Source organism: Anaerotruncus sp., assembly GCF_057433415.1.
The window spans coordinates 1-24,802 of record NZ_DBMDHH010000020.1 but is presented as its reverse complement, the minus strand read 5'-3'; the positions used below and the strand labels follow the sequence as shown (position 1 = coordinate 24,802).

Annotated in this window: 22 protein-coding genes; 15 read left to right on the top strand and 7 right to left on the bottom strand. The window is 64.0% G+C overall.

The features are described from left to right. Nucleotides 1–9: 9 nt before the first annotated feature. Nucleotides 10–1,629 (bottom strand): hypothetical protein, encoded by a 1,620-nt coding sequence (locus ACZO3G_RS07370; RefSeq protein ID WP_288234485.1) that lies wholly within the window; start codon nucleotides 1,627–1,629, stop codon nucleotides 10–12. 515 nt (nucleotides 1,630–2,144) lie between these two features. On the opposite strand from ACZO3G_RS07370, the gene ACZO3G_RS07365 reads away from it, so the two are divergent. From ACZO3G_RS07365 to ACZO3G_RS07325, 9 genes are all read left to right on the top strand, one after another. Further along, nucleotides 2,145–2,453 (top strand): hypothetical protein, encoded by a 309-nt coding sequence (locus ACZO3G_RS07365; RefSeq protein WP_172439202.1) that lies wholly within the window; start codon nucleotides 2,145–2,147, stop codon nucleotides 2,451–2,453. Nucleotides 2,454–2,493: 40 nt separating this feature from the next. Next, complete coding sequence (locus ACZO3G_RS07360; RefSeq protein WP_288283911.1) at nucleotides 2,494–4,506, top strand: V-type ATP synthase subunit I; 2,013 nt, start codon at nucleotides 2,494–2,496, stop codon at nucleotides 4,504–4,506. A 1-nt stretch (nucleotide 4,507) separates the two neighbouring features. Then, nucleotides 4,508–4,990 (top strand): V-type ATP synthase subunit K, encoded by a 483-nt coding sequence (locus ACZO3G_RS07355; protein WP_101550457.1) that lies wholly within the window; start codon nucleotides 4,508–4,510, stop codon nucleotides 4,988–4,990. 46 nt (nucleotides 4,991–5,036) lie between these two features. Then, nucleotides 5,037–5,621, top strand: coding sequence for a V-type ATP synthase subunit E (locus ACZO3G_RS07350; protein ID WP_256151960.1), 585 nt, complete (start codon nucleotides 5,037–5,039; stop codon nucleotides 5,619–5,621). Nucleotides 5,622–5,643: 22 nt separating this feature from the next. Continuing rightward, entirely contained in the window at nucleotides 5,644–6,615 is a 972-nt protein-coding gene (locus ACZO3G_RS07345; protein WP_101550453.1) for a V-type ATPase subunit, read from the top strand. Next, entirely contained in the window at nucleotides 6,608–6,928 is a 321-nt protein-coding gene (locus ACZO3G_RS07340) for a V-type ATP synthase subunit F (protein ID WP_101550451.1), read from the top strand. The genes ACZO3G_RS07345 and ACZO3G_RS07340 overlap by 8 nt, the downstream gene beginning before the upstream one ends. Before the next feature lie 79 nt (nucleotides 6,929–7,007). Beyond that, nucleotides 7,008–8,783 carry a V-type ATP synthase subunit A gene (locus ACZO3G_RS07335; protein WP_276870276.1) on the top strand — a complete coding sequence of 592 codons (1,776 nt, stop codon included), beginning with the start codon at nucleotides 7,008–7,010 and terminating at the stop codon, nucleotides 8,781–8,783. Next, nucleotides 8,783–10,162, top strand: coding sequence for a V-type ATP synthase subunit B (locus ACZO3G_RS07330; RefSeq protein ID WP_121585540.1), 1,380 nt, complete (start codon nucleotides 8,783–8,785; stop codon nucleotides 10,160–10,162). Before ACZO3G_RS07335 ends, ACZO3G_RS07330 begins: the two co-directional genes overlap by 1 nt. Nucleotides 10,163–10,168: 6 nt before the next feature. Continuing rightward, on the top strand, nucleotides 10,169–10,849 hold the full coding sequence (locus tag ACZO3G_RS07325) for a V-type ATP synthase subunit D (protein WP_101550445.1): 681 nt from the start codon (nucleotides 10,169–10,171) through the stop codon (nucleotides 10,847–10,849). 108 nt (nucleotides 10,850–10,957) lie between these two features. Here the strand turns inward: ACZO3G_RS07325 and ACZO3G_RS07320 are convergent, their stop codons facing one another. After that, nucleotides 10,958–11,299 carry a hypothetical protein gene (locus ACZO3G_RS07320; protein WP_276870279.1) on the bottom strand — a complete coding sequence of 114 codons (342 nt, stop codon included), beginning with the start codon at nucleotides 11,297–11,299 and terminating at the stop codon, nucleotides 10,958–10,960. A gap of 184 nt (nucleotides 11,300–11,483) precedes the next feature. Here ACZO3G_RS07320 and htpG point away from each other — a divergent pair, with 184 nt between their 5' ends. From htpG to ACZO3G_RS07305, 3 genes are all read left to right on the top strand, one after another. Then, a complete protein-coding gene (gene htpG / locus ACZO3G_RS07315) occupies nucleotides 11,484–13,388 on the top strand; it encodes a molecular chaperone HtpG (RefSeq protein ID WP_101550441.1) in 1,905 nt (634 codons plus the stop codon). 133 nt (nucleotides 13,389–13,521) lie between these two features. Continuing rightward, nucleotides 13,522–14,862: an MATE family efflux transporter gene (locus tag ACZO3G_RS07310; protein ID WP_101550439.1), complete on the top strand. Its 1,341-nt coding sequence runs from the start codon at nucleotides 13,522–13,524 to the stop codon at nucleotides 14,860–14,862. A 42-nt stretch (nucleotides 14,863–14,904) separates the two neighbouring features. Then, nucleotides 14,905–15,849 (top strand): L-lactate dehydrogenase, encoded by a 945-nt coding sequence (locus ACZO3G_RS07305; protein ID WP_276870282.1) that lies wholly within the window; start codon nucleotides 14,905–14,907, stop codon nucleotides 15,847–15,849. 35 nt (nucleotides 15,850–15,884) lie between these two features. Here ACZO3G_RS07305 and feoB read toward each other — a convergent pair whose 3' ends face one another. Continuing rightward, nucleotides 15,885–18,029, bottom strand: coding sequence for a ferrous iron transport protein B (gene feoB / locus ACZO3G_RS07300; RefSeq protein WP_276870283.1), 2,145 nt, complete (start codon nucleotides 18,027–18,029; stop codon nucleotides 15,885–15,887). A 25-nt stretch (nucleotides 18,030–18,054) separates the two neighbouring features. Then, nucleotides 18,055–18,294: a FeoA family protein gene (locus tag ACZO3G_RS07295; protein WP_101550434.1), complete on the bottom strand. Its 240-nt coding sequence runs from the start codon at nucleotides 18,292–18,294 to the stop codon at nucleotides 18,055–18,057. 177 nt (nucleotides 18,295–18,471) lie between these two features. Here ACZO3G_RS07295 and ACZO3G_RS07290 point away from each other — a divergent pair, with 177 nt between their 5' ends. After that, nucleotides 18,472–19,650: a PstS family phosphate ABC transporter substrate-binding protein gene (locus ACZO3G_RS07290; RefSeq protein WP_276870285.1), complete on the top strand. Its 1,179-nt coding sequence runs from the start codon at nucleotides 18,472–18,474 to the stop codon at nucleotides 19,648–19,650. A 43-nt stretch (nucleotides 19,651–19,693) separates the two neighbouring features. Here ACZO3G_RS07290 and ACZO3G_RS07285 read toward each other — a convergent pair whose 3' ends face one another. From ACZO3G_RS07285 to ACZO3G_RS07275, 3 genes are all read right to left on the bottom strand, one after another. Then, entirely contained in the window at nucleotides 19,694–20,506 is an 813-nt protein-coding gene (locus ACZO3G_RS07285; protein ID WP_276870287.1) for a TIGR03915 family putative DNA repair protein, read from the bottom strand. Next, on the bottom strand, nucleotides 20,485–21,795 hold the full coding sequence (locus ACZO3G_RS07280) for a putative DNA modification/repair radical SAM protein (RefSeq protein WP_276870291.1): 1,311 nt from the start codon (nucleotides 21,793–21,795) through the stop codon (nucleotides 20,485–20,487). The genes ACZO3G_RS07285 and ACZO3G_RS07280 overlap by 22 nt, the downstream gene beginning before the upstream one ends. A gap of 75 nt (nucleotides 21,796–21,870) precedes the next feature. Continuing rightward, nucleotides 21,871–22,371: a GNAT family N-acetyltransferase gene (locus ACZO3G_RS07275; protein ID WP_276870293.1), complete on the bottom strand. Its 501-nt coding sequence runs from the start codon at nucleotides 22,369–22,371 to the stop codon at nucleotides 21,871–21,873. Between the two features lie 142 nt (nucleotides 22,372–22,513). On the opposite strand from ACZO3G_RS07275, the gene ACZO3G_RS07270 reads away from it, so the two are divergent. After that, nucleotides 22,514–23,779, top strand: coding sequence for a Sapep family Mn(2+)-dependent dipeptidase (locus ACZO3G_RS07270; RefSeq protein WP_101550424.1), 1,266 nt, complete (start codon nucleotides 22,514–22,516; stop codon nucleotides 23,777–23,779). A 97-nt stretch (nucleotides 23,780–23,876) separates the two neighbouring features. Beyond that, nucleotides 23,877–24,802, top strand: a 926-nt coding sequence (locus tag ACZO3G_RS07265; RefSeq protein ID WP_486846995.1) for an OPT family oligopeptide transporter, incomplete at its 3' end; no start/stop codon positions are given.

Sequence of the window (24,802 nt, the reverse complement as noted above, 5' to 3'; positions counted from 1 at the left end):
TGTTTTCGCCTATCTTCCCCTCCTGCGCCGCGCTCCCCAGATGGCGAGCGTCAGCACGCAGGAGAGCAGGGCCGCCGCCGCCACCGCGGCCGCCGCGAATAACGCCAGCCCGAAGGGGTTCTCCTCGCCGCCGGTCAGCTCCTGCGGCTTGGCGGGTTCCTCCTCGGAGGATGCGGGCGGGTCGTCCTCCTCCGCCGCGATCTCCACGTCCGGAAGCGGCTCCTCCTCAGGGGGCTCGGACACGCTCACGGCGGATTCTGCCGGGGCGGAAGACGCGGCCGGAGGCGCGTAGACGGGCGCGGCCGGGACGTAAGCCGCCGGCGGCCGGGCCACGGGGGGCGCTGCCGGAACGGCGGGAGCCGCCTCACCGGAGGCGGGCGGATCGTCGAAGCGGTCCCCCCGCTCATAGAGGGAAAGCAGGTTGTTCATCGTGTAGTAGTCGCGCGAAACGGGGATGGAGACGACCTCCTCCCCCCGGATCGTAACGCTGTCCCCGCGCGAGGGGCTCAGCACCAGCATGACACGGCGGCCTTTCAGTTCCCGCAGCAGGTCGGCGGGGATCTCGGTGCGGGCGCCGATGTTGACGCGCAGGCGGTCGCCCTCCTTCGCGTCGTGGGCCGCGTCGATCACCGGCTCCCAAAAGGAGGTGACGACGTAATCCCGGCCGGTGTTCCGGGAACGATAACGGTACCGGTCGTCGTCATCATCGTCATCGTCGTCCCGGCCGGAGGAGCGCTCCCGGTAGAGGCGGAACCGGCCGAGGGTGCTGGTCGTAAAGGCGAGATAGTCGCGCGAAACGCTCGCGGAGATCTCCCCGTCCGTGCTTTTCAGGTAATAATCGCGGGAACCGCTGATATTGCCGGGAAGTGCGACGTATATGACGATCGGCGCGGGCAGCGAGGCGGAGCTGCCGTCCACCTCCAGTTCAAACTGGAGCACCGAGCTGCCCGACGGCTTCTGCTGGTAGAGCTTCACCGTGCGGTTCCCCCCGGTGGCGGCCGCCACGCCGTAGGCGTGGGAACCGCGCGGGATGCGGTTGCTCGAAACGCCGTCGTCGTGCACGTCGACCGTCGTCTCATGGATGTACCCGAAGCGCTTGCAGTACTCCGCGTCGAGCTTTTCGAGCGTCGACCGGGAGAGCCTGTCCTGCTCGCGGCCGCTGAGCGCGCGCATCGCCTCGGCGATGCGGCGGACCTCGTCGTCCGACCGATCGGCGATGCCGCGGACCGCGTCGGTAATCGCGGACGCGGTGTCGTAGGCGGGGTCGGGTGATTCCTTCGGCATAACGGTGACGGCGACCGCCTGCCGCGCCTCTGAATAAACCTTCCCGTTTTGCTCGGCAGGCTCCGGCGTAAAGATGACCGTATAAGATCCGGAATCCGCTTGCGTAAGAGATTGATCATAGGGGACTTCGGGCGCCCAGGCAAAACGACCCCGCACGGTATCATTCCCGTCCCTCGCAGTGAACGCGATATCCGCGAGCTTGTTCCCCTCCTCCAGCGTCTTTTCCGTCGGAGAAACGGCCGGTTCAACCGCATCCTCCGCGAACGCGGGCGGCCCCGCGCACACGAACAGCAGGGCCAGCACGGCGGCCAGCCACCGGTACCCTATGCGTCGGCCTCTGATCATCCCGTCTCCCCCGATCTGTCCATACAGATTGCGAAAACCGTCTCGTTTTCCGACAATCCGGTAAATCTGTCTAATTACGGCCCCGGCGCGGCATGCTATGATTGACGCGGGCCGCCTTCTACCGCCATTTTACTACGGATTCCCTTCCCGTTCAACCCCAAACGGTTTTTTCTTCCATTGTGTTTCCGCAAAATAATAAATTATTATTTTTCACAAAATTACTTCCGATAACACCTTGATTCTGTTGCCTTTATATAGTACAATATCAGTATGTTTTTTCCTTTTTTATTGTAATAATGTGGCCAACGGGCTGGGAAATGCCCGATCGCGTGCCAGCGGCCCAATTTGTGGAAAGATAATAAAAAATTATCGTATTTTTTCTCCAGCGGGCCGCGCTTTGTTGATTCTTCCTAAAAAAGGCGGTATACTATACAGGATATCCCAACGACGTTTACCCGGCCATGGGGCCTTCCATACACGGATCAAGTAAAATCAGATAAGTGGGTGGTGATACTATGGAACAGGAGACCATTCGGGCTGTCCGCGAAGCGGAGCTTGCAGCCGAACAGATCGAGCAGGAGGCGGCACGCCAACGGGAGGAGATTCTCTCGCGCGCGAAAGCCGACGCCGCCGAAGCGGTCGGCCAGGCGGTCGCCGGGGCGAAAGCCGCGGCGGACGCGGCGCTTGCCGAAGCAAAGCAACAGGGCGAAGCCATGCAGAGCGAGGCGCTCGAATCCGTCAAGAAGGAAATTGCTTCGCTGCGCGCCAGCGCGGATGCAAAGGGGGCCGAGGTCCGTCGCCTGATTCTCTCCGAGCTGATCTGATCCCCCTGCCCAATTTCATGAAAAAGGAGGCATCCGTTTCATGGCGGTGCTGCAGATGCAGCGCATCAGCATATGCGCGCTGAAAAAAGACCGCAAATCCATTCTTGAAACCCTGCAGCGGCGCGGCGTCGTCGAAATCTCCGACCTGGCCCTGCAGGACAGCGTCTTTGAAAAAGCCGACACCTCCGCCGTCCGGTCTCAGTTCGAGAAGGACCTCTCCGCCGTCAATCAGGCTCTGGAGGTGCTCGACGCCTATTCCCCCGTCAAGTCCTCCCTGCTTTCCTCGCTCGAGGGGCGCGGGCCGCTGACCGCCGATGAGTACGCCGCGTTCGGCGAACGCGCCGACGACGTGCTCGCACAGGCGCTGCGCCTGAACGCGCTCTCGAAAAAGATCGCGGAGAACCGCGCGGAGATCCTCAAGCTTGAGACCCAGCTCGACGCGCTCGTCCCCTGGCTCGGGCTCGACGTCCCGCTTCGGTTCACCGGGACGCGCTCCACGGCGGCGTTTATCGGCTCCTTCCCCGAGGACCTCTCCCTCGACGAGGTTTATTCCCGGATCGCCGGACAGGCCCCCGACGCGACGGTCAACGTCGATCTCGTCAGCCATTCGCAGGACCAGACCTGCGTCTTCATCGTCGCCCCGCGCGCCGAGGCGGCCGCGGTCGACGAGGCGCTGCGCGCCATCGGCTTTACCCGGCCCGCCTCCCCGCCCGCCGAGAGCCCCGCCGAGCGCAAAAAGCTGCTCGAAGCGGAGACCGCGCGGGCAAACGAGGCGATCGAAGCCGCCCGGATGGAGATTGTCTCGCGCGGCGGCGACCGCCCGGACCTCAAACTGCTGGCCGATTACCTGCGGCTGCGGGCGGAAAAATACGACGTCATCGGGCGGCTCATGCAGTCGCGGCGGGCGTTCATCCTCTCCGGCTACGTCACCGCGCGGAACGCCCGGCCGCTTTCGGAGGAGCTCTCCTCCAAATTCGACGTGGCCGTCGAGCTCACCGCTCCCGGCCCCGACGAGGACGTGCCGGTCGTGCTCAAGAACAACCCCTTCTCCACCCCGGTCGAATCGGTCGTCGAGAGCTACAGCCTCCCCGGCAGGCACGAGATCGACCCGACGACCATCATGTCCTTCTTCTATTACATCCTCTTCGGCATGATGCTTTCCGACGCGGGCTACGGCCTCGTCATGACGATCGCCTGCGCGGTCGTGATCCTCAAGTACAAGAACATGGAGCCCGGCATCGGCAAGATGGTCAAGATGTTCTTCTGGTGCGGGCTGTCCACCACCTTCTGGGGATTCATGTTCGGCAGCTTCTTCGGGGACGCGGTCGCGGTCATCTCGTCGACCTTCTTCCACAGCGACCTGGCGCTGCGGCCTATCTGGTTCGAGCCGGTCAGTGAGCCCATCCGCCTGCTGACCTTCTCCTTCCTCATCGGCATCATCCACCTCTTCGTCGGGCTGGGGCTCAAGTTCTACCAGTACGCGCGGGAGGGGAAATATTACGACGCGGTCTGCGACGTCGTGTTCTGGTACCTGCTGGTCGGCGGCGGCATCGTCTATCTGCTGACCATGCCGATGATCACCGAGATGCTCGGCATCCCCTTCCAGCTTCCGCCGATCGCCGCGACGGTTGCGGCGTGGTGCGCGCTCGCGGGGCTCGTCGGGATCATCCTGACGGGCGGGCGGGACTCCAAAAACCCGTTCGCGCGGCTGGCGCAGGGGCTTTACAGCGCCTATAACGTCACCGGCTACCTCAGCGACATCCTCTCCTACTCCCGTCTGCTGGCGCTCGGTCTCGCGACCGGCGTCATCGCGCAGGTCTTCAACAAGATGGGCAGCATGGCGGGCGGCGGCATCGTCGGCGCGATCATGTTCATCGTCGTATTCCTGATCGGGCACACGCTGAACATCGGCATCAACCTGCTGGGCGCCTACGTCCATACCAACCGCCTGCAGTTCGTCGAGTTCTTCGGCAAGTTCTATGAGGGGGGCGGCCGTGCGTTCACGCCGTTCGCCGCCCATACGAAATATTACAAATTTAAGGAGGAAATCTGAAATGAGTTCTTTGGGAATTGCTTTTGCGTTGCTTGGTGCGGCCCTCGCCGCTTTGATGGCTGGGATCGGTTCCGCGATCGGCGTCGGCATGGCCGGCGAGGCCGCGGCTGGCGCGGTCACCGAAGACCCCAACCGCTTTGGTAAAGTCCTGATCCTTCAGCTTCTCCCCGGTACGCAGGGCATCTACGGCCTGCTGATCGCCTTCATCACCCTCACCCAGATCGGCATCCTCGGCGGCGACCCCAACATCTCCCTCGTCAAGGGCCTGCTCTATTTCGCCGCCTGCATGCCGATGGCGTTCGTCGGCCTCTGGTCCGCGATCCGTCAGGCGCGCGCCTCCGTCGCCTCGATCAGCATGATCTGCAAACGCCCCGAGACGTTCGGTAAGTCCATGATCTTCCCGGCGATGGTCGAGACCTACGCGATCCTCGCCCTGCTCGTTTCGATCCTCTCGATCTTCGGCGTCGGCGGCCTGAGCCTGTGATCCCCGGCGGAATGTTCCGCACTTTCAAAGTAAGGAGAATTCTGCTATGACCGGACTAGAAAAAATTGTACAGCAGATTCGGGACGAGGCGCAGCAGGCCGCGGACGCGGTCATCGCACAGGCGAAGGAGGAAGCCGGGCAGCTCGCCGCGAAGGCGGCGGAGGACGCGCGGACGCAGTCCGGCGCGATCCTGGCCAAATCGAAAACCGACGTGCAGAACCATCTGGCCGCCGCGAGATCCGCCGCCGAACTGGCGCAGCGCCGCGCGGTGCTCGCCGCCAAGCAGGAGATCATCGGCGAAGCGATCGAAAGCGCCCGCCAGTCGATCTACAAGCTCCCCGATTCCGATTATTTCGCGCTGATCCTCAAGATGATCAGCAAGTTTTCCCTCCCGCAGGAGGGCGAGCTGCTCTTCTCCCCCGCCGACCTCGGGCGGCTGCCCGCCAGCTTCGAGACCTCGCTCGCGAAATCCGCGAACGGGAAGCTCACCGTCTCGCGGGAGACCCGCGACATCGACGGCGGCTTCGTGCTCAGCTACGGCGGCATCGAGGAGAACTGCTCGATCGAGGCGCTCTTCTACGCGGCGCGCGAGCGTTTGCAGGACCGGGTCCAGGAGCTACTCTTCTCTTAATTCGCGCAAAGGAGGTTAGGCAATGTCCGATTCGTTATATACCTATGCCGTTGCGCGTATCCGCTCCAAGGAGCTCTCCCTCCTCAACTCACAGGCGATCGAACAGCTGCTCGCGGCCAAAAGCTACGACGAGTGCATGCGCCTGCTGGCCGACCGCGGCTGGGGGGACGGCGAGCCCGGAATCGGCGCCGAGCGCATGCTCGCGGCCGAGCGGGAGAAGACCTGGAGCCTGATCGGGGAGCTGGTGGAGGACATGTCGGTCTTCGACGTCTTCCTCTACGCCAACGACTACCACAATCTCAAGGCCGCGGTCAAGCTGGTCTGCACCGGCGAAGAGGACTTCGGCATCTTCATTTCACACGGGACGGTCGACTATCGCGCGATCCTCGACGCCGTGCGCCAGAAGGAATTCGGCCTGCTGCCCGAGGCGATGCGCGCCCCGGCCGAGGAGGCGTATACCGCCCTCTCCCAGACCCGGGACGGCCAGCTCTGCGACATCGTCATCGACCGCGCCGCGCTCGAAGCGATCGAGCGCGCCGGGCGGGAGAGCGACAGTGAGCTGATCGCCAAATATGCCGAGCTCACCGTCGCGGCGGCGGACATCAAGACCGCCGTGCGCTGCCAGAAGACGGGCAAGTCCCTCGAATTCATCCGCCGCGCGCTGGCGCCCTGCCGGTCGCTCGACGTCTACCAGCTCGCGCGCGCGGCCGCCGACAGCCTCGAGGCGGTCAGCGACTACCTCTCCACGACCGACTACGCGGCCGCCGTCTCGGCGCTCGAGCAGTCGCCCTCCGCGTTCGAGCGGTGGTGCGACAACGTGATCATCGAGTCGATCCGCCCGCAGCAGTTCCAGGCGTTCGGCATCGGACCGCTCGCCGCCTATATCCTCGGGCGGGAAAACGAGATCAAGTGCGTGCGGATTATCCTCTCCGGCAAGCTCAACGATTTGCCGGAGGCGTCGATCCGGGAAAGGATCAGGGAGATGTATGTATAGGACAGCAGTCATGGGGGACCGGGACAGCATCTACGGTTTCGCGGCGCTCGGCCTGGACACCTTCCCGGTCACCGACCCAGTCGAGGCCGCAAAGCAGCTGCGCAGGCTCGCGGAGGGCGATTACGCGGTGGTCTACGTCACCGAGGCGCTCGCCGCCCAGCTCGAAACGGAGATCGACCGCTACCGCGCCCAGCGCCTCCCCGCCATCATCCCCATCCCCGGCGTCTCGGGGAACACCGGCATGGGCATCCGGAACGTGAAAAAATCGGTGGAGCAGGCAGTTGGCTCCGACATCATCTTCGGCGGCAACTGACCGCCGGCAAAATAGGGCTTTCGCGGACCCCGCAGCGGCGGGGCCTCCGAAACCGGAATAGAGCAGGTGAAAGCAAGCTATGAGCAAAGGTACGATCAAAAAGGTGGCCGGCCCGCTGGTCATCGCCGAGGGGATGCGCGACGCCAACATGTTCGACGTGGTGCGCGTTTCCGGGCAGCGCCTCATCGGCGAGATCATCGAGATCCACGGCGACGAGGCGTCGATCCAGGTCTATGAGGAGACCTCCGGCCTCGGCCCCGGCGAGCCGGTGGAATCGACCGGCGTGCCGATGAGTGTCGAGCTCGGCCCCGGCCTCATCTCGAATATCTACGACGGCATCCAGCGCCCGCTGGAGGAGATCCGCGCGAAGATCGGCAACTCACTCGCGCGCGGCGTCGAAGTCCCCTCCCTCGACCGGGAGAAGAAATGGCACTTCACCCCCGTCGTCCGCCAGGGCGACGCGATTGTCGCGGGCGACGTGATCGGCACCGTGCAGGAGACGGAGATCGTCCTGCACAGGATCATGGCCCCCGTGGGGGTCGTCGGCACGATCAAATCGATCGAAGAGGGCGACTACAACATCACCGAGACGGTCGCCGTCATCGAGACGGCCAACGGGACCGAGCAGCCCCTGACGCTGATGCAGCGCTGGCCGGTCCGCCGCGGCCGCCCCTATAAGGAAAAACTCTCCCCCGACATGCCGCTGGTCACCGGCCAGCGCGTCATCGACGCCCTCTTCCCCATCGCCAAGGGCGGTGTGGCCGCCGTCCCCGGTCCGTTCGGTTCGGGCAAGACGGTCATCCAGCACCAGCTGGCGAAATGGGCCGAGGCGGACATCGTCGTCTACATCGGCTGCGGCGAGCGCGGCAACGAGATGACCGACGTGCTCAACGAGTTCCCCGAGCTGAAGGACCCGAAAACGGGCCGCAGCCTGATGGAGCGCACCGTGCTGATCGCGAACACGTCGGATATGCCCGTCGCGGCGCGCGAGGCGTCAATCTACACCGGCATCACGATCGCCGAATATTTCCGCGACATGGGCTACTCGGTCGCGCTGATGGCCGACTCGACCTCCCGCTGGGCGGAAGCCCTGCGCGAGATGTCCGGCCGACTCGAGGAGATGCCCGGCGAGGAGGGCTACCCCGCCTACCTCGGCAGCCGCCTCGCGCAGTTCTATGAGCGCGCCGGCCGCGTCATCACGCTCGGTTCCGAGGGCCGCGAGGGCTCCCTTTCGGCAATCGGCGCCGTTTCCCCTCCGGGCGGCGACATCTCCGAGCCGGTTTCGCAGGCGACGCTGCGCATCGTCAAGGTCTTCTGGAGCCTCGACGCCCAGCTGGCCTACCAGCGCCACTTCCCCGCCATCAACTGGCTGACAAGCTATTCCCTTTACACTGATACCACCGAGAAATGGTTCAATGAGAACGTCGCGGCCGAGTGGTCCTCCCTGCGCCAGCGGATGATGCTGCTGTTGCAGGAGGAATCGGAGCTGCAGGAGATCGTCCAGCTCGTCGGCATGGACGCGCTGTCCGCGCCCGACCGCATCAAGCTGGAGGCCGCGCGGTCGATCCGTGAGGACTTCCTGCACCAGAACTCCTTCCACGACGTCGACACCTACACCCCGCTGCCCAAACAGTTCACGATGATGAAGCTCGTGCTCGACTATTACGACGCGGCGGTCGAGGGCCTCTCCAAGGGCATCCCGGTCGATTCCCTCGTCAACCTGCCGGTGCGCGAGCAGATCGGCCGCTTCAAGTACATCCTGCCCGACCAGATCGGACCGGAGTACGAGTCGATCCAGCGGGAGCTCGCCAGTGAGATCGCCGAGCTCGCGGCCAAACAGAAGGAGGAGTTCTAATGCCGAAGGAATATCGTACCATACAGGAGGTCGCAGGCCCCCTGATGCTGGTCCGCGGCGTGGAGGGCGTCACCTTCAACGAGCTGGGCGAGATCGAGCTTGCCAGCGGCGAAAAGCGCCGCTGCAAGGTGCTGGAGATCAACGGCAGCGACGCGCTGGTCCAGCTCTTCGAGTCCTCGACCGGCATCAACCTCTCCAACTCCCGCGTCCGCTTCCTCGGGCGCAGCATGGAGCTGGGCGTCTCGGAGGATATGCTCTCCCGCGTCTTCGACGGCCTCGGCCGTCCGATTGACGGCGGCCCGGAGATCCTGCCCGAGAAGCGCATGGACATCAACGGCCTGCCGATGAACCCGGCGGCCCGCAGCTACCCGCAGGAGTTCATCCAGACGGGCATCTCCGCAATCGACGGGCTCAACACCCTCGTCCGCGGCCAGAAGCTGCCCATCTTCTCGGCGTCCGGCCTGCCCCACGCCCAGCTGGCCGCCCAGATCGCGCGCCAGGCGAAGGTGCGCGGCACCGACGAGCAGTTCGCGGTCGTCTTCGCCGCGATGGGCATCACCTTCGAGGAGTCCAACTTCTTCATTGAGTCCTTCCGCGAGACGGGCGCGCTCGACCGCGCCGTGCTCTTCATCAACCTCGCGAACGACCCCGCCGTCGAGCGCATCGCGACCCCGCGCATGGCGCTGACCGCGGCCGAGTACCTCGCGTTTGAGAAGAACATGCACGTGCTAGTCATCCTCACCGACATCACCAACTACGCCGACGCACTGCGCGAGGTTTCGGCCGCCCGCAAGGAGGTCCCCGGACGCCGCGGCTATCCCGGCTACATGTACACCGACCTCGCCTCCCTCTACGAGCGTGCCGGACGCCAGAAGGGCAAGACCGGCTCGATCACGATGATCCCCATCCTGACGATGCCCGAGGACGACAAGACCCACCCGATCCCCGACCTCACCGGCTACATCACCGAGGGACAGATCATCCTGTCGCGCGAGCTCTACCGCAAGGGCGTCACCCCGCCGATCGACGTGCTGCCCTCCCTCTCCCGACTGAAGGACAAGGGCATCGGCGCCGGCAAGACCCGCGCCGACCACGCGAACACGATGAACCAGCTCTTCGCCGCCTATTCCCGCGGCAAGGACGCGAAGGAGCTGATGGTCATCCTCGGCGAGGCCGCGCTGACCGATATCGACAAGCTCTACGCCAAGTTCGCGGAGGCGTTCGAGCAGGAGTACGTCTCGCAGGGCTATGACGCCAACCGCGACATCGAGGAAACCCTCGACATCGGCTGGAAGCTGCTGCGCATCCTGCCGCGCAGCGAGCTGAAACGTATCGACGACAAGTTCCTCGATCAGTATTACGGCCAGCAGGAGGGGTGATGCACCGTGGCAAAAACACAGGTGAACCCGACCCGCATGGAGCTGACCAGACTCAAGAAAAAACTGGTCACCGCCACGCGCGGCCACAAGCTCCTCAAGGATAAGCGCGACGAGCTGATGCGTCAGTTCCTCGAGCTGGTGCGGGAAAACAAGGCCCTGCGCGAAACCGTGGAGGCGGGCATCGCCGCCGCCAACAAGAATTTCGTGCTGGCGCGCGCGGGCATGGACGACGAGGTGCTCAACGTGGCGATGATGGCCCCGATGCAGGAGGTTTACCTCGAGGCGTCGGAGCGCAACGTCATGAGCGTCGAGATTCCCGTCTTCGAGTACAAGACCCGCTCGGGCGACGAAAACAACATCTATTCCTACGGCTTCGCCTTCACCTCCTCCGACCTCGACGGCGCGATCAAGTCCCTCTCGGACATCCTGCCCGACCTGCTGCGGCTGGCCGAGGTGGAGAAGTCCTGCCAGCTGATGGCGGCCGAGATCGAGAAGACCCGCCGCCGCGTCAACGCGCTCGAACACGTCGTGATCCCCGAACTGCGGGAAAACATCAAGTACATCACGATGAAGCTCGACGAGAACGAACGCAGCACCCAGATCCGCCTGATGAAGGTCAAGGACATGATGCTCGAGGAAGCGCACCACTACAAGGAGCACACGGGCCAGGCCTATACCCAATCCTAAACCACAAAAAGGACCGCCGTAAGGCGGTCCTTTTTTATCCTCATTCGATCAGCCGGGCTCCCGGGCGGCGGACGGTCAGCGCTGCCGCGGCCAATGCCGGCCGGCGTTTCACACGGCTTCCCCGTCAAACGGGCAGGCGCGGGGAACCGGCGTTTCCGGCGTTTCCCGCACCGGCATCTGCGCGATGTCGACCGGCTCCGCCGTGTCGTAGACGGGCGTCAGCTCCGCGTCAAAGCCGTGGGAGGGCAGCTGCCCGGCGGCGGGAGCGCGCAGTTCGAGAACCCGGCCGTCGCCCGTCACGCGGATCGGGCGGTCGTCGGGCAGCAGGCGCATCTCGACCGTCTCAGCCGGCGGCTCGGGCGGCCGGGCGGTCAGCGCCGGGGAAGCGGCAAGCAGTGTCAGCGCCGCCGCGATGCAGGCAAACTTCAGCAGATGATTGATCCGGCCCATGCCGGTCCCCCCTTTTTGTCCTTCTGTAAGATGAGTGGCGGAAAGAGCGCGTTTTACTGCCGAAAATGTTCACAATTTAGACTTGATTTTTCCTGCGACTTATATTATAGTATAGTTAGCACTCAAACAGATTGAGTGCTAACTTTTCGTTTTTAATGAAATTCTGATAGAAAGGTCTGGTTTCATGCGCACCAAGCAGTTCAAGGCCGAGAGCAAACGGCTGCTCGAATTGATGATCAACTCGATCTACACCCACCGGGAGATCTTTTTACGCGAACTGATCTCCAACGCCTCCGACGCGATCGACAAGCTCTACTACCATTCCCTTTCGGAGAATCTCACCGGGCTTTCGAGGGACGACTTCTCGATCGAGTTGGCCCTCGACAAGGACGCCCGCACCCTTACGATCACGGACAACGGCTGCGGCATGACGAAGGACGAGCTCGAAAGCAACCTCGGCACGATCGCCAAGTCGGGCTCCCTCGCCTTCAAGCAGGAAGAGGACGGCGAGCACAAGGAGGACATTGACATCATCGGCCAGTTCGGCGTCGGGTTCTATTCGGCGTTCATGGTCGCCTCCCGCGTCACCGTCTACAGCCGTCCCTATGGCTCGGACGAGGCGTGGAAATGGGAGAGCCGCGGCGTCGAGGGCTACACGATCGAGCCCTGCGAAATGGACGGCCACGGCACAAAGATCGTGCTGACCCTCAAGGAGAACGAGGGGGAGGAGAACTACGACGAATTTCTCGACCCGCACCGCGTCTCCGCGCTTGTGAAACGGTACTCCGATTACATCCGCTACCCCATCCGCATGGACATGCCCGCCCGCCGTCTCAAGGAGGGCTGCCCCGAGGACAAGCCCGAATACGAGGACTACACCGAGCACGAGACCCTCAACAGCATGGTGCCCATCTGGAAGAAGAACAAGTCGGAGCTGAAGGATGAGGACTACAACAATTTCTATAAGGAGAAATACTTCGACTTCGAGGACCCGGCGCTCGTCATCCACAGCTCCACCGAGGGCGCGGCGACCTACAACGCCCTGCTCTTCATCCCCGCCCGCGCCCCCTTCAACTACTACTCCCGCGACTACGAGAAGGGGCTCCAGCTCTACGCCTCGGGCGTGCTCATCATGGACAGGTGCGCCGACCTGCTGCCCGACTGCTTCAGCTTTGTAAAGGGCCTCGTCGACTCGCAGGACCTCTCCCTCAACATCTCCCGTGAGATGCTCCAGCACGACCGCCAGCTCAAGGTGATCGCCGGGCGGCTCGAAAAGAAGATCCACTCCGAGCTGCTTTCGATGCTCAAAAACGACCGGGATCAATATGAGAAATTCTGGAAGAACTTCGGCCTCCAGCTCAAGTTCGGCGTCTACAACGATTACGGCGCCAAGAAGGACCTCTTGCAGGATTTGCTGCTCTTCCACTCGTCGAGCGAAGAAAAGCTCGTCACCCTGTCGGAGTACGTCGGCCGCATGAAGGAGTCGCAGAAATACATCTACTACGCCTGCGGCGAAACGGTGGAAAAGATCGGCCTGCTGCCCCAGACCGAGCTGCTCCGCGACCAGGGCTACGAAATCCTCTACCTCACCGACGACGTCGACGAGTTCGCGCTCCGGATGCTTTTCAAGTACGAGGACAAGGAATTCAAGTCGGTCGCCGACAAGGACCTCGGTTTGGAGACCGAGGAGGAAAAGGAAGAGATCAAAAAGCAGAACGAGGAGAACAAGGACCTGCTCGGTTTTCTGCGGGACGCTCTTGACGGAAAGGTCAAGGAGGTGCGCCTCTCCAGCCGGCTCAAATCCCACCCCGTCTGCCTCTCGAGCGACGGCATGGTTTCGCTCGAGATGGAGAAGGTGCTCAGCGCGATGCCCGGCGAGCAGAAGCCCAAGGCGGAGCGGGTGCTGGAAGTCAACGCCTCCCACCCCGTCTTCGCGGCAATGCGGAAGCTCTACGCGGACGAGGGCGGCCGCGACCAGCTGAAACAGTACGCCTCCCTGCTCTATTCGCAGGCGCTGCTCATCGAGGGGATGTCGATCGACGACCCCGTCGCCTTCTCCAACGCCATCTGTGACCTCATGTCAAAATAACGAACCACGGGCTTACAGCGGACAGCATTTTTGTGCTGTCCGCTTTATTTGTGCGATGTGCTGAAAATCCATTGACTTTTTTCGTGCAGGTACTATAATGACTCCGTTATTATGATGTGAACAGGGGACGCTTATGGATCAAAATGTCAATTCGCGCGGGTACCTCTTCCAGCTTACCTGGCCGATCTTCGTCGAACTGGTCCTCCAGATGCTCGTCAGTAACGTCGACCAGATGATGGTGGCCCGCACTTCCCCCACCGCCGTCGCGGCGATCGGCAACGCCAACGTCATCACCAATCTGCTCCTCATCTCCTTTTCGGTCATCTGCATGGCGGCGACCATCCTGATCACCCAGTACATCGGCGCGGGCAGCACCGAGCGGGTTGCCCAGACCTACACCGTTTCGCTCGTGGTCAACGTCACGCTCTCGCTTGTCATCTTCGTCGCCCTCACCTTTTTTTCCACGCAGATCTACGGGCTGATGGGGGTCCCGGCGGAACTGATGCCCGAGGCGGGCGCCTACCTGCGCATCATCGGCGTCGGCATGCCCCTGCAGGCCATCCACCTGACCTTCGTCGCCTTCTTCCGCGCGCACGGCCTCACCAAGCAGACGATGTTCATCTCGATCGTCATCAACCTTTTGAACATCGCCGGCAACTTTGTCCTCATCGGCGGTATGGGGCCGATCCCCATGCTCGGCGTCGCGGGCGCCGCCATCTCGAGCGACCTGTCCCGCCTGGTCGGCGTCGTCATCGTCATCTGGCTCTTTAAGCGCACGATCCGCACCCCCGTCGACTTCCGGAACCTGCGGCCCTTCCCCGTCGACCATCTGAAGCGCCTGCTCAAGATCGGCATCCCCTCGGGCGGCGAGTCAATCTCCTACAACCTGACCCAGATCGTCATCCAGACGATGTGCAACTCCCTGCCCATCTACGTCATCACGGCGCGCGCCTACTCCAACATGTTTGCGATGCTCTCCTACATCTACGGGTCCGCGATCGCGCAGGCCACCCAGATCATCGTCGGCTACCTGATGGGCGCGCGAAAAGTCGAGGAGACCGACCGCCGCGTCAACGCGACGCTGCGCGCCGCGATGCTCGTCTCCTTTGTAATCTCGCTGCTGCTCTTCCTGCTCTGCGAGCCGCTCTTCGGGCTCTTTACAAGCGACCCGCAGGTGCTCTCCATGTGCCGCACGATCATGGGCATCGAAATCCTGCTCGAGCTCGGCCGCGCGGCCAACATCGTCCTATTCCGCGCCCTTCAGACGGCGGGCGACATCCGCTTCCCCATCTGCCTCAACGTCACCACCGTCTGGACGGTCGCGGTCGGCGGCGGCTACCTGCTCGGCGTCGTCCTCGGGCTCGGGCTGCCCGGCATCTGGATCGCCATGACCTGCGACGAGTGCTTCCGCGGGCTCGTCTCCTTCCTGCGCTGGCGCAGCGGAAACTGGCGCTCGAAGCATCTGCTCGACTGATTGGGGCATACTAGGGAGAAATGATTCTCTCGAGGTGATCCCATGAAACAGCATATCAGCAAGGTCGCCATCATCGGGGCGGGACTCGTCGGCTCCTCCACCGCGTTCAGCCTTTTGACGCAGGGGCTCTGCGACGAAATCCTGCTCGTCGACCGCGACGCCGAACGCGCCCACGGGGAGATGATGGACCTGCGGGACGGCATCGACTACCTTGGCCGCAACATCCGGGTGACGGCCGGCGGGTACGCCGGCTGCGGCGACGCGGACATCGTCGTCATCACCGCCGGGCCGCCGCCCCGCGAGGGCCAGACCCGGCTCGACACCCTCGGCCTCTCGAAGGAGATCGTCCGCTCGATCGTCGGGCCGGTCATGGAGGCGGGCTTCTCAGGCATCTTCCTCATCGTCTCCAACCCGGTGGACATCATCGCGCAGGATGTCTGGAAGCTCTCCGGCCTCCCCAAAAGCCAGGTGATCGGCACCGGCACCGCGCTCGACTCCGCCCGCCTCAAGGCGCTCCTCGGCGGGCTGGTCGGCGTCGACCCGCGCAGCGTCCACGCCTTCGCGTTCGGCGAGCACGGCGACAGCCAGATGGTCCCCTGGTCGCGCGTCACCGTGGGCGGCAAGACCTTTGCCGAGGTCCTGCGGGACAATCCCGGCCGCTTCGAGGGGGTCGACCTCGACCGGCTCGTCCACGACACCGTCCAGGCGGGCTGGGAAATCCTCAAGCGCAAGGGTACGACCTACTACGGCATCGCCACCACCGCCGCGGGCATCATCAAGTGCATCCTGCACGACGAAAACCGCATCATCCCCGTCTCCACCCTGCTCGAGGGGGAGTATGGGGAATACGGCGTCTTCTGCGGGGTGCCCGCGGTCATCGGGCGCGGTGGGGTCCAGGAAATCGTCCGCCTCCCCCTCACCGGCGCCGAGGAGGAAAAATTTCATGCCTCCTGCGAGGTCCTGCGCGGCTTCGTCAAGGACCTGTGAAAAAGCGTCCCGCTTGAATGCGGGACGCTTTTTTGTCATGCCAGCCCGAGCAGCCGGGCCACGCCCGCGACGAGGAAGCAGACGATCATGCCGATCACCGTCGGCACGAGGAAGGAGACCGCCGTCCACTTCCAGCTCTGCGTCTCCTTGCGGATGGTCAGGCAGGTCGTCGAGCAGGGCCAGTGCATCAGCGAAAAGAGCATTGTGCACACCGCCGTCAGCCAGGTCCAGCCGTTGTCGACGAGCAGCGTCTTGAGCTGTGCGAGATTGTCGAAATCGAGGATGCTCCCCGTCGCGAGATAGGCCATGATGATAATCGGCACGACGATCTCGTTGGCCGGGAACCCGAGGATGAACGCCATGAGGATCACACCGTCCAGCCCGAGCAGCCGCGCGAAGGGATCGAGGAAGCCCGCGCAGTGGGCCAGCAGGCTCATATCCCCGACGGTGACGTTGGCCATCACCCAGATGACGAGCCCCGCCGGCGCCGCGACGGCAATCGCGCGCCCGAGCACGAAGAGGGTCCGGTCGAAGATCGAGCGGACGATCACCTTGCCGATCTGCGGACGGCGGTAGGGCGGCAGCTCGAGGGTAAAGGAGGACGGCACCCCCTTGAGGATCGTGCGGGAGAGGAGCGCCGACACCGCAAAGGTCATCAGCACGCCGAGCACGATGACCGCGGTGAGGATCAGGGTCGAGACGACGGAGGAAAACGCGCCCATCGCGCCCCCGACGAAAAACATCGTGATGATTGCGATAAGGGTCGGGAACCGCCCGTTGCAGGGAACAAAATTATTCGTGATAATCGCGATCAGGCGTTCCCGCGGCGAATCGATGATGCGGCAGCCGGTGATCCCCGCCGCGTTGCATCCGAAACCCATGCACATGGTCAGGGCCTGCTTGCCGCACGCGTGGCAGCGTTTGAAGCCGCGGTCGAGGTTGAAGGCGATGCGCGGCAGGTAGCCGGAGTCCTCCAGGAGAGTAAAGAGCGGGAAGAAGATCGCCATCGGGGGCAGCATGACGGAAACGACCCATGCAAGCACCCTGTAAACCCCTTCGACCAGCAGGCTGTTCACCCAGAGGGGTGCGCCCATCCAGACGAAGAATTCCGTCAGGCGGTCCTGCACCCAGAAGAGGGCGTCCGCCAGCAGCTGGGAGGGATAGTTCGCGCCGGTAATCGTCAGCCAGAAGACGACGGCGAGCATCAGGAGCATCACCGGGATGCCGGTGGCACGGCTGGTGAGGATACGGTCAAGTCGGCGGTCGCGGTCGTTGTAGCCCTCCCTGCGGAATGTCACGACGTCCGAACAGGTCTCCTCGGCGTGGAGGACAATGGAGGAAACGATGATGTCCCGCAGCTTTTCAATGGAGAACCCCTGCCCCGCCAGCAGAGCGCGCGCCCGCTGAAGCGCGGACGCGACGCCGTCGTTGGCGAGGAGGTTGCATCTCTGATAGCTTCCCAGCGCTTCGATCAGCTGGGTATCGTCCGCGAGCAGCTTGAGGGAGATCCAGCGGGCGGGGATCCCGCCCGTGCAGAGCGGTTCCACAGCGGGCGCGAGCAGCGCGAGCGCGTCCTCCACCGCCTGCGGATACCGCAGGCGGACCGGCTCGCAGCGGTCGCTCTCCACCACACGTCCCACGGCGTCCATCAGCTCGTCGAGTCCCTCCCGGCTGCGCGCGCTCGCGCCCACGACCGGTACGCCGAGGTTCTCCGAGAGCTTTCCAAAGTCGATTTCGATGTGTTTTTTCCGCGCCTCGTCCATCAGGTTCACGCAGACGACGACGCGGTCGGTGATCTCCAGCGTCTGGAGGACGAGGTTCATGTTGCGTTCGAGGCAGGTCGCGTCGCACACGACCACCACCGCGTCGGGGTCCCCGAAGCAGATGAAGTCCCGCGCGACCTCCTCCTCCACCGAATGCGCCATCAGCGAATAAGTACCCGGGATGTCCACCATGATGTACTCGCGGCCTTTGTGGGTATAGCGCCCCTGCGCGTTCGTGACCGTTTTGCCCGGCCAGTTGCCGGTATGCTGGTTGAGCCCGGTCAGCTCGTTAAAAACCGTGCTTTTTCCGACATTCGGGTTGCCCGCCAGCGCGATGACCCGTTCGCCCGGGCCCCTTTCGATGACAAAGCCGCTGTCGACCGCACGTTTTCCCGTGGAACCGGATGTTAAGCCCACTGAAATCTCCCCCTATGTCGTCGTTTTAGTTGCAGCGCACCAGTATGTTTTGGGAATCCTCCGAGCGCAGCGCGATGACCGCCCCGCGAATGTAATAGGCGACCGGGTCCCCGGCGGGGCTCTTTTGCAGGCACTCGACGTCGGTCCCCTCAATCAGTCCGATGTCCTGCAGCCTCCGCCGCATATTTCCGGTGGTAAACAGGTCGATGACCCGTGCGACGCGCCCTTCCGGCACGCGGTTTAAAGGGATCATATCTTGGTTCATGGTTTCTTCTCCAAATCTATCTGAATTTCGGGGGCTTTGTGGATTGCCCCCTATTAGCCTATTCTCCTCGATGTGGGAGCGTTCCTGATTTTTCACCCGCGTCTCCAGGCTTGCCGCCCGTCCGTTTTTCTGGTAATATGGAGTCGTTCCAAGAAACCTGTGAATGGGGGCCCTCCTGTGAACGATTCCGGTCGAAAACCATCCGCCGTCTTGCAGACGGCGGCCATCCTGCTGCTCGTGTTCGCGGCCCCGATCGCCGCGCTCTATCTTTTCCTGCTGACCCTGGCCACCGGTTATTCCGTCCTCTTCGCCCTGCTGCCGATCGCCGCGGCCGTATTCTGCATCCTGCTGATTCTGCTGCGTCCGGGCAGGGCCCGGCGGAATGTGGGGATCGTTTTCGCGGGGGTCGTCCTGCTTTCCGCCGTCTGCCTGGGCGTCCAATTCGCACACAACGCCTACGACCGCTACCTGACGGTCGAAGACGGCGCGCCCTTCGACACGGCCGATTACCTGCCCTTCGCGCAGGATTCCAAGGTCGCGCGGCTGGACGGCCCGGCAAGCCTGCGGCTCGGCGAGCCGCTCCCGGTGGTGGACGGCGCGACCGCCCTGTTCCCGGTCTATTCCGCCTTTGTGGGCGCGGTCTATCCGCCCGACATTCTCCCGCTCGGCGCGGCGGACGGCCCCTTCCAGTTCCACAACACGATCGGCGGCTACGCTCTGCTCGCCAAAGGCGAGGTGGACGTGATGTTCGGCGCGTACCCGTCGGAGGAACAGATCGGGGAGGCCCGCGCGGAAGGCCGGGAACTGCGCTTCACGCCGATCGGCCGGGAGGGGTTCGTCTTTTTCGTCAACCGCAATAACCCCGTCGAAAGCCTCACCTCGGAGGAGATCAGGGGCATCTATTCCGGCGGGATCACCAACTGGAAGGAGGTCGGCGGACGCGACGAGCCGATCCTCGCTTTCCAGCGCAACCAGGGCAGCGGAAGCCAGAGCGCGCTGGTCCGCTTCATGGGGGACGCGCCCCTGATGACGCCGCCCACCGAGCAGGTCGAGGACCTCATGTCCGGGATCATCGAGCGGACCTCCGACTACCGCAACCACAAGAACGCGATCGGCTTCTCCTTCCGCTACTATGCCGACCAGCTGGTCGGCAACAAGGGCATCAAGCTGCTCGCGGTGGACGGCGTCGCGCCCACGGTGGAGAACATCCGGGCGGGCCGCTACCCGCTGACGAGCGAATTCTACGCCGCCACCACCCAGAGCACCGAGCAGATCGACGCGCTGCTCGAATGGATCCTCTCTCCTGAGGGGCAGGAGCTGATCGAACGGACCGGCTATGCCGGAATCAACCCATAGAGAAGAGGCCCCGCCGGGAACCCGGCGGGGCCTCTTCCATCACCTATTCAAGCCGCAGCGGTGGTCCGGACGGGCCGTCCAGCGGGGCGCGCTCGTCGGCGCGCAGGACGCCCGTCTCGCGGTCCATCTCGAGCATGTTCTTCCAGAACCGCTTGTACATGTGGGTCATCCGGCACTTGGGGTTGTAGCGCCCCTCGATGCCGATGCGGTCGTAATACCGCCGCCAGAGGGCGCGGAAGTTCCGCTCCTGTGCGTCCGCGACGGGCAGCGCCAGCTCGCTCACCGGGCGCACCACCCACTCGTAGGGGCGGTAGAAGAGGGCGAATCCGTGCGTCTTGTCGAAGATCATGAACTGCTCCTCGGGGAAGCGGCCGGTGAAATGGGGCGCGAGGCTCTCGAGGATGAGCGCCTTCGGCTCGATGACCGAGACGAGCGCGCCCCCGTAGTCGGCGAACCGCAAAAACTCCTTCATAAGGTGCGCCTCATTGCGCTGGAATCGAACGAGCTTGAAAAACTCCCCCACGTCGGGGTCCGCGAGATTGCCCATGATGCGCGGGCCGTGGGCGTAGAGGGCGCGGATAAACCGGTAGGCGCGGTATTCCCGGCCCTCCAGGCAGGAGCACCAGCCGTCGCGCACCCAGGCGGCGGCCTCTGGGTCGAGCTTCAGAAGAGAACGCCACACCCGCGCCGCGTGGGCCTCGTCGGAGACGACCGGGCGCGACGGGTAGAGGGTGGGCGTGCCCTCCGGCAGGATGTCGAAAGGGACCTCCCGGCGGGTGTAGCTCTCGTAGACGCAGCAGAGCGTCCCTTCCAGGCTCTCCTCACAGAGGTAGACTAGATCTGTCCGGTCAGGCACTGCACCACGTCCTCCCTGCTTGGATTGCGGTCAAAGAGCGAAAGCTGCTCGGGCGCCTCCTCCGGCAGCCGCGCCCGCTCGTAGTCCCGCTCGGAGATGAGCGCGCGCAGCACCGCGTCGGGGGTGACGACGAGACCCTCCGCCATCTTCCCCGAGCAGAGCAGGAAATATTGCGCCCTTTTCAGCACCACGCCGATGCGCTTGAGCCCTTCGAAGGTGAGCGTGCTTGTCCGCCGCGCGGCCACGATCCGCTGGGCGCTCTTGACGCCGACGCCCGGCACCCGCAGCAGCATCTCATAGGGGGCGCGGTTCACCTCGACGGGGAACTGGTCCATGTGGTTGATCGCCCAGTTGCACTTGGGGTCGACGAGCGGGTTGAAGCTCTGGTGCCCCTCGTCGAGCAACTCGGAGGCGTCGAAGCCGTAGAAGCGCAGCAGCCAGTCCGCCTGGTAGAGCCGGTGCTCCCGCAAAAGCGGCGGCCGGGTGTCGAGGGAGGGCAGCAGCGCGTCCTCCTGCACCGGCATGTACGCCGAGAAAAACACCCGCTTGAGCCCGTATTTCCTGTAGAGCCCCTGGGTCAGCCGCAGGATCTGGAGGTCGCTGTCGGGCGTCGCGCCGATGATCATCTGGGTGCTCTGGCCCGCGGGCGCGAATTTGGGCGCGTGGCGGTAGCGCACGAGGTCGGAGGAGTTCTCCGCGATGCCCGTCTGGATGAGCCCCATCGGGCGCAGAATGTCGGCCTTCGACTTGTCGGGCGCGAGCCGCCCCAGGCTCTGCTGGCTCGGCAGCTCGATGTTGACGCTCATACGGTCGGCCAGCAGCCCGAGCCGCGCGATCAGCCGGTCGTCCGCACCGGGGATCGCCTTGGCGTGGATGTAGCCGCCGAAGCGGTATTCGCCCCGCAGGATCTCCAGCGCCTGGATCATCCGCTCGCAGGTGTAATCGGGGTTTTTGAGGATGCCCGACGAGAGGAAGAGCCCCTCGATATAGTTGCGGCGATAGAACTGGATCGTCAGTTCGGCCAGCTCGCGCGGAGTGAACGCCGTGCGGCGCACGTCGTTCGAGCGGCGGTTGACGCAGTATTTGCAGTCGTAGACGCAGGAGTTGGTCATCAGCACCTTTAAAAGTGAGATGCACCGGCCGTCGGAGGCGAAGCTGTGGCAGATGCCCGCCTTTACGCAGCTTCCGATGCCGCCCTTCTCCCCCTTGCGGTCGACGCCCGACGAGGTGCAGGCCGCGTCGTACTTGGCGGCGTCTGAAAGAATTTCCAGTTTTTCCATCAGGTCCATGTGGGTGATCCTCCATAGAACATACGTTCTCTTCCTATTCTACCCCACGCTGGCCCAAAAGTCAACACGCCAAATTTACCCGTTTTCTCCCGAAGCCCCGTTAAATTCATACGCGATCCGCGGGCTGCCGTCCTCCACATGGATGACGCCGCGCCGCGCGAAGCCGTGCTTTTCGATCAGATGCCGCATCGTGCCGTTCCTTTCATGGGTGTCGATCCGCAGGCACTCCATCCGCCCCCGGCAATACGCCACGCACTGGGCGAAGACGCCCTTTCCCGTGCCGTCGCCGGCGACCCGGTGGATCGTGCCGTAGGGCCCGTCATGCTCCCACGCCCCGTTTTCCATCTCCGCATAGGTCGTCTCCTCCCCCAGCGCCAGCACGAACGCGCCGTGGATCTTATCGCCCTCCGTGACGACGTAAAGCTGCCCGCGCCTGAGGTCTTCCTCGAGCAGCTCCCGACGCGGATAGGAGCTCCCCCACTGCGCCGGGTTGCCGTTTTCCGCCATATACCGCCGGGCCGCCGCGTAAATCTCCAGAATCCTGCCGAGCTCGTCCGGTTTTGCAGGACGCACCATCGCGTTTCCCCCTCTATCCTTGCTACGGGTATTTTACCGCAAAAGGGCCTTTTGGCGCAAGCGGCTGGAAATGCGGAACGGTTTGTGATATTCTAGGAAAGTACGGCAACCCTAACAATATCCCAACAAAAGGAGCCTGGACATGAAACATTATCCTCTGAATGAAAAACAGTTCCTCGCCGATCTGCGGGGGCTCTTACAGATCAAGAGCGTCAACGGCGGCTGCGGCCCCGTCACCGACGAAGCGCCGCTCGGCAAGGGCGTATACGACGCGCTCGAATACATGCTGGCGCTCGGCCGGAAGTTCGGCTTCCGCACCAAAAACCTCGACGGCTACTGCGGCTGGATCGAGATGGGCGAGGGCAGCCGGCTCGTCGGCATCATCGCCCACGTGGACACCGTCCCCGTCGAGGAGGACGGCTGGCTCGCGCCCCCCTTCGACGGCACCGTGATCGACGGCCGCCTCTACGGGCGCGGCGCCTGCGACGACAAGGGCCCCGCCATGACCGCCCTCTACGCCATGAAGGCGGTCGCGGACAGCGGTCTCACGCCCGGCAAGCGGGTGCGCCTCATCCTCGGCGGCGACGAGGAGGCGGGCGACTGGCGGTGCATGGCCCGCTACCGCAAAACCGAGGAGGCCCCCGACTGCGCCTTCACCCCCGACTCCGAGTATCCCGTCACCTATGCGGAAAAGGGCATCCTGCACGTGCGCATTTACCGCGCGCTCGACGAGGGCGTGAAGCCCCTTTCGATCTCCTGTCCGAACGCCTACAACGTCGTGCCTGCGCACGCGGAAGCGGAGGCCGGCGGCGTCCGTTACGAGGCGGCGGGAAAGGCGTCCCACGCGATGGCCCCCCATCTCGGCGTCAACGCGCTTGTGAAGCTCTGCGACGAGCTGCGCGCCAAGGGGATCGACCATCCCTTCCTCCGTCTTATGGAAAACGCGGGGCCCGAAAAATTCGGCGTCGCATTTTCCGACGAGCCTTCGGGCAGACTAACGGTGAATCCCTCGATCGCCAAGGTGGACGCCCGCTCCGCCGAGCTCAAATGCGACATCCGCGTGCCGGTGACCTTCACCGACGCGCAGGTGGTGGAGGCGCTCGCAAAGGCCGTCGCGCCGTTCGGCTTCTCGGTGGAGAACGAGTTCTTCCAGCCTCCCCTCTACGTGGAAAAGGACTCCCCCCTCGTGGCCACCCTGCAGGCGGTTTACAAAGAGTGCACCGGCCGGGACGACCCGCCCGCCTCGACGGGCGGCGGCACCTACGCGCGCGCCTTCAAAAACGCGGTGGCGTTCGGCGCGCTCTTCCCCGGCGAGGAGGTCACCTACCACAAGACCAATGAAAACTGGGCGCTCGAGTCGATCTGGAAGAACTACCAGATCCTCGCCAACGCGATCGAGGCGCTGTAGGGCTGTCTCCCCTTCCTGACTGTGTACGGCGGGGCGGACGGCCCCGTTCCCCCCTGCGTTTTCGCGGGGGCGTATCCAATCAGGAAGGGGTTTTTTCATGGAAGAAAAACCGGATTTCAAACCCTTTGTACCCGCCGACCGGGTCGCGCCCGAATTCACCGTCGTCTCGCTGCTGCTCGGCTGCCTGCTGGCGGTGCTCTTCGGCGGCGCGAACGCCTATCTCGGGCTGCGCGTCGGCATGACCGTGTCCGCCTCGATCCCCGCGGCGGTCATCTCGATGGGGATCATCCGCGTGCTGCTGCGGCGGGACTCCATCCTCGAAAATAACATGGTCCAGACGATCGGCTCGGCGGGCGAATCGGTCGCCGCCGGCGCGATTTTCACCCTGCCCGCCATGTTCATGTGGATGAAGGAGTGGGGCGGCAGCGCGCCCTCCCTCGTGGAAATTTCAATGATTGCGCTGTGCGGCGGCGTGCTCGGCGTGCTCTTCATGGTGCCGCTGCGCAAGGCGCTCATCGTCCGGGAGCACGGCGTGCTCCCCTATCCCGAGGGCACCGCCTGCGCCGAGGTCCTGCTCGCGGGCGAACAGGGCGGCTCCAAGGCGGGCACCGTCTTCGCGGGGCTGGGCTTGGCCGCGCTCTACAAGTTCATCGCGGACGGGCTCAAGCTCTTCCCCAGCGAGGTGCACTATGAGATCGGCAGCTACCGCGGCGCGGGCGTCGGGGTCGACGTCCTGCCCGCGCTGCTCGGCGTCGGCTACATCTGCGGGCCGCGCATCGCCTCCTATATGATGGCGGGCGGCGTTGTGAGCTGGCTGGTGCTCATGCCCCTCATCGCCCTCTTCGGCGGGGACGTCCTGCTCTTCCCCGGCCTCAAGCCGATCTCCAAGATGGCGTCCACCGACATCTGGAACAGCTATATCAAATATATCGGCGCGGGAGCGGTCGCCGCGGGCGGCATCCTCAGCCTTGTCAAGTCCCTGCCCCTCATCGTGCGCACCTTCGGGCAGGCGGTCAAGGGCTA

What these genes read in the sequence shown, in the direction of transcription:
- htpG (WP_101550441.1), top strand. Translation starts at nt 11,484, where the DNA reads ATGCGCACCAAGCAGTTCAAGGCCGAGAGCAAACGGCTGCTCGAATTG.
- ACZO3G_RS07340 (WP_101550451.1), top strand. Translation starts at nt 6,608, where the DNA reads ATGTATAGGACAGCAGTCATGGGGGACCGGGACAGCATCTACGGTTTC.
- ACZO3G_RS07295 (WP_101550434.1), bottom strand. Translation starts at nt 18,294, where the DNA reads ATGAACCAAGATATGATCCCTTTAAACCGCGTGCCGGAAGGGCGCGTC.
- ACZO3G_RS07330 (WP_121585540.1), top strand. Translation starts at nt 8,783, where the DNA reads ATGCCGAAGGAATATCGTACCATACAGGAGGTCGCAGGCCCCCTGATG.
- ACZO3G_RS07320 (WP_276870279.1), bottom strand. Translation starts at nt 11,299, where the DNA reads ATGGGCCGGATCAATCATCTGCTGAAGTTTGCCTGCATCGCGGCGGCG.
- ACZO3G_RS07370 (WP_288234485.1), bottom strand. Translation starts at nt 1,629, where the DNA reads ATGATCAGAGGCCGACGCATAGGGTACCGGTGGCTGGCCGCCGTGCTG.
- ACZO3G_RS07310 (WP_101550439.1), top strand. Translation starts at nt 13,522, where the DNA reads ATGGATCAAAATGTCAATTCGCGCGGGTACCTCTTCCAGCTTACCTGG.
- ACZO3G_RS07360 (WP_288283911.1), top strand. Translation starts at nt 2,494, where the DNA reads ATGGCGGTGCTGCAGATGCAGCGCATCAGCATATGCGCGCTGAAAAAA.
- ACZO3G_RS07305 (WP_276870282.1), top strand. Translation starts at nt 14,905, where the DNA reads ATGAAACAGCATATCAGCAAGGTCGCCATCATCGGGGCGGGACTCGTC.
- ACZO3G_RS07275 (WP_276870293.1), bottom strand. Translation starts at nt 22,371, where the DNA reads ATGGTGCGTCCTGCAAAACCGGACGAGCTCGGCAGGATTCTGGAGATT.
- ACZO3G_RS07355 (WP_101550457.1), top strand. Translation starts at nt 4,508, where the DNA reads ATGAGTTCTTTGGGAATTGCTTTTGCGTTGCTTGGTGCGGCCCTCGCC.
- ACZO3G_RS07345 (WP_101550453.1), top strand. Translation starts at nt 5,644, where the DNA reads ATGTCCGATTCGTTATATACCTATGCCGTTGCGCGTATCCGCTCCAAG.
- ACZO3G_RS07335 (WP_276870276.1), top strand. Translation starts at nt 7,008, where the DNA reads ATGAGCAAAGGTACGATCAAAAAGGTGGCCGGCCCGCTGGTCATCGCC.
- ACZO3G_RS07350 (WP_256151960.1), top strand. Translation starts at nt 5,037, where the DNA reads ATGACCGGACTAGAAAAAATTGTACAGCAGATTCGGGACGAGGCGCAG.
- ACZO3G_RS07365 (WP_172439202.1), top strand. Translation starts at nt 2,145, where the DNA reads ATGGAACAGGAGACCATTCGGGCTGTCCGCGAAGCGGAGCTTGCAGCC.
- ACZO3G_RS07280 (WP_276870291.1), bottom strand. Translation starts at nt 21,795, where the DNA reads ATGGACCTGATGGAAAAACTGGAAATTCTTTCAGACGCCGCCAAGTAC.
- ACZO3G_RS07270 (WP_101550424.1), top strand. Translation starts at nt 22,514, where the DNA reads ATGAAACATTATCCTCTGAATGAAAAACAGTTCCTCGCCGATCTGCGG.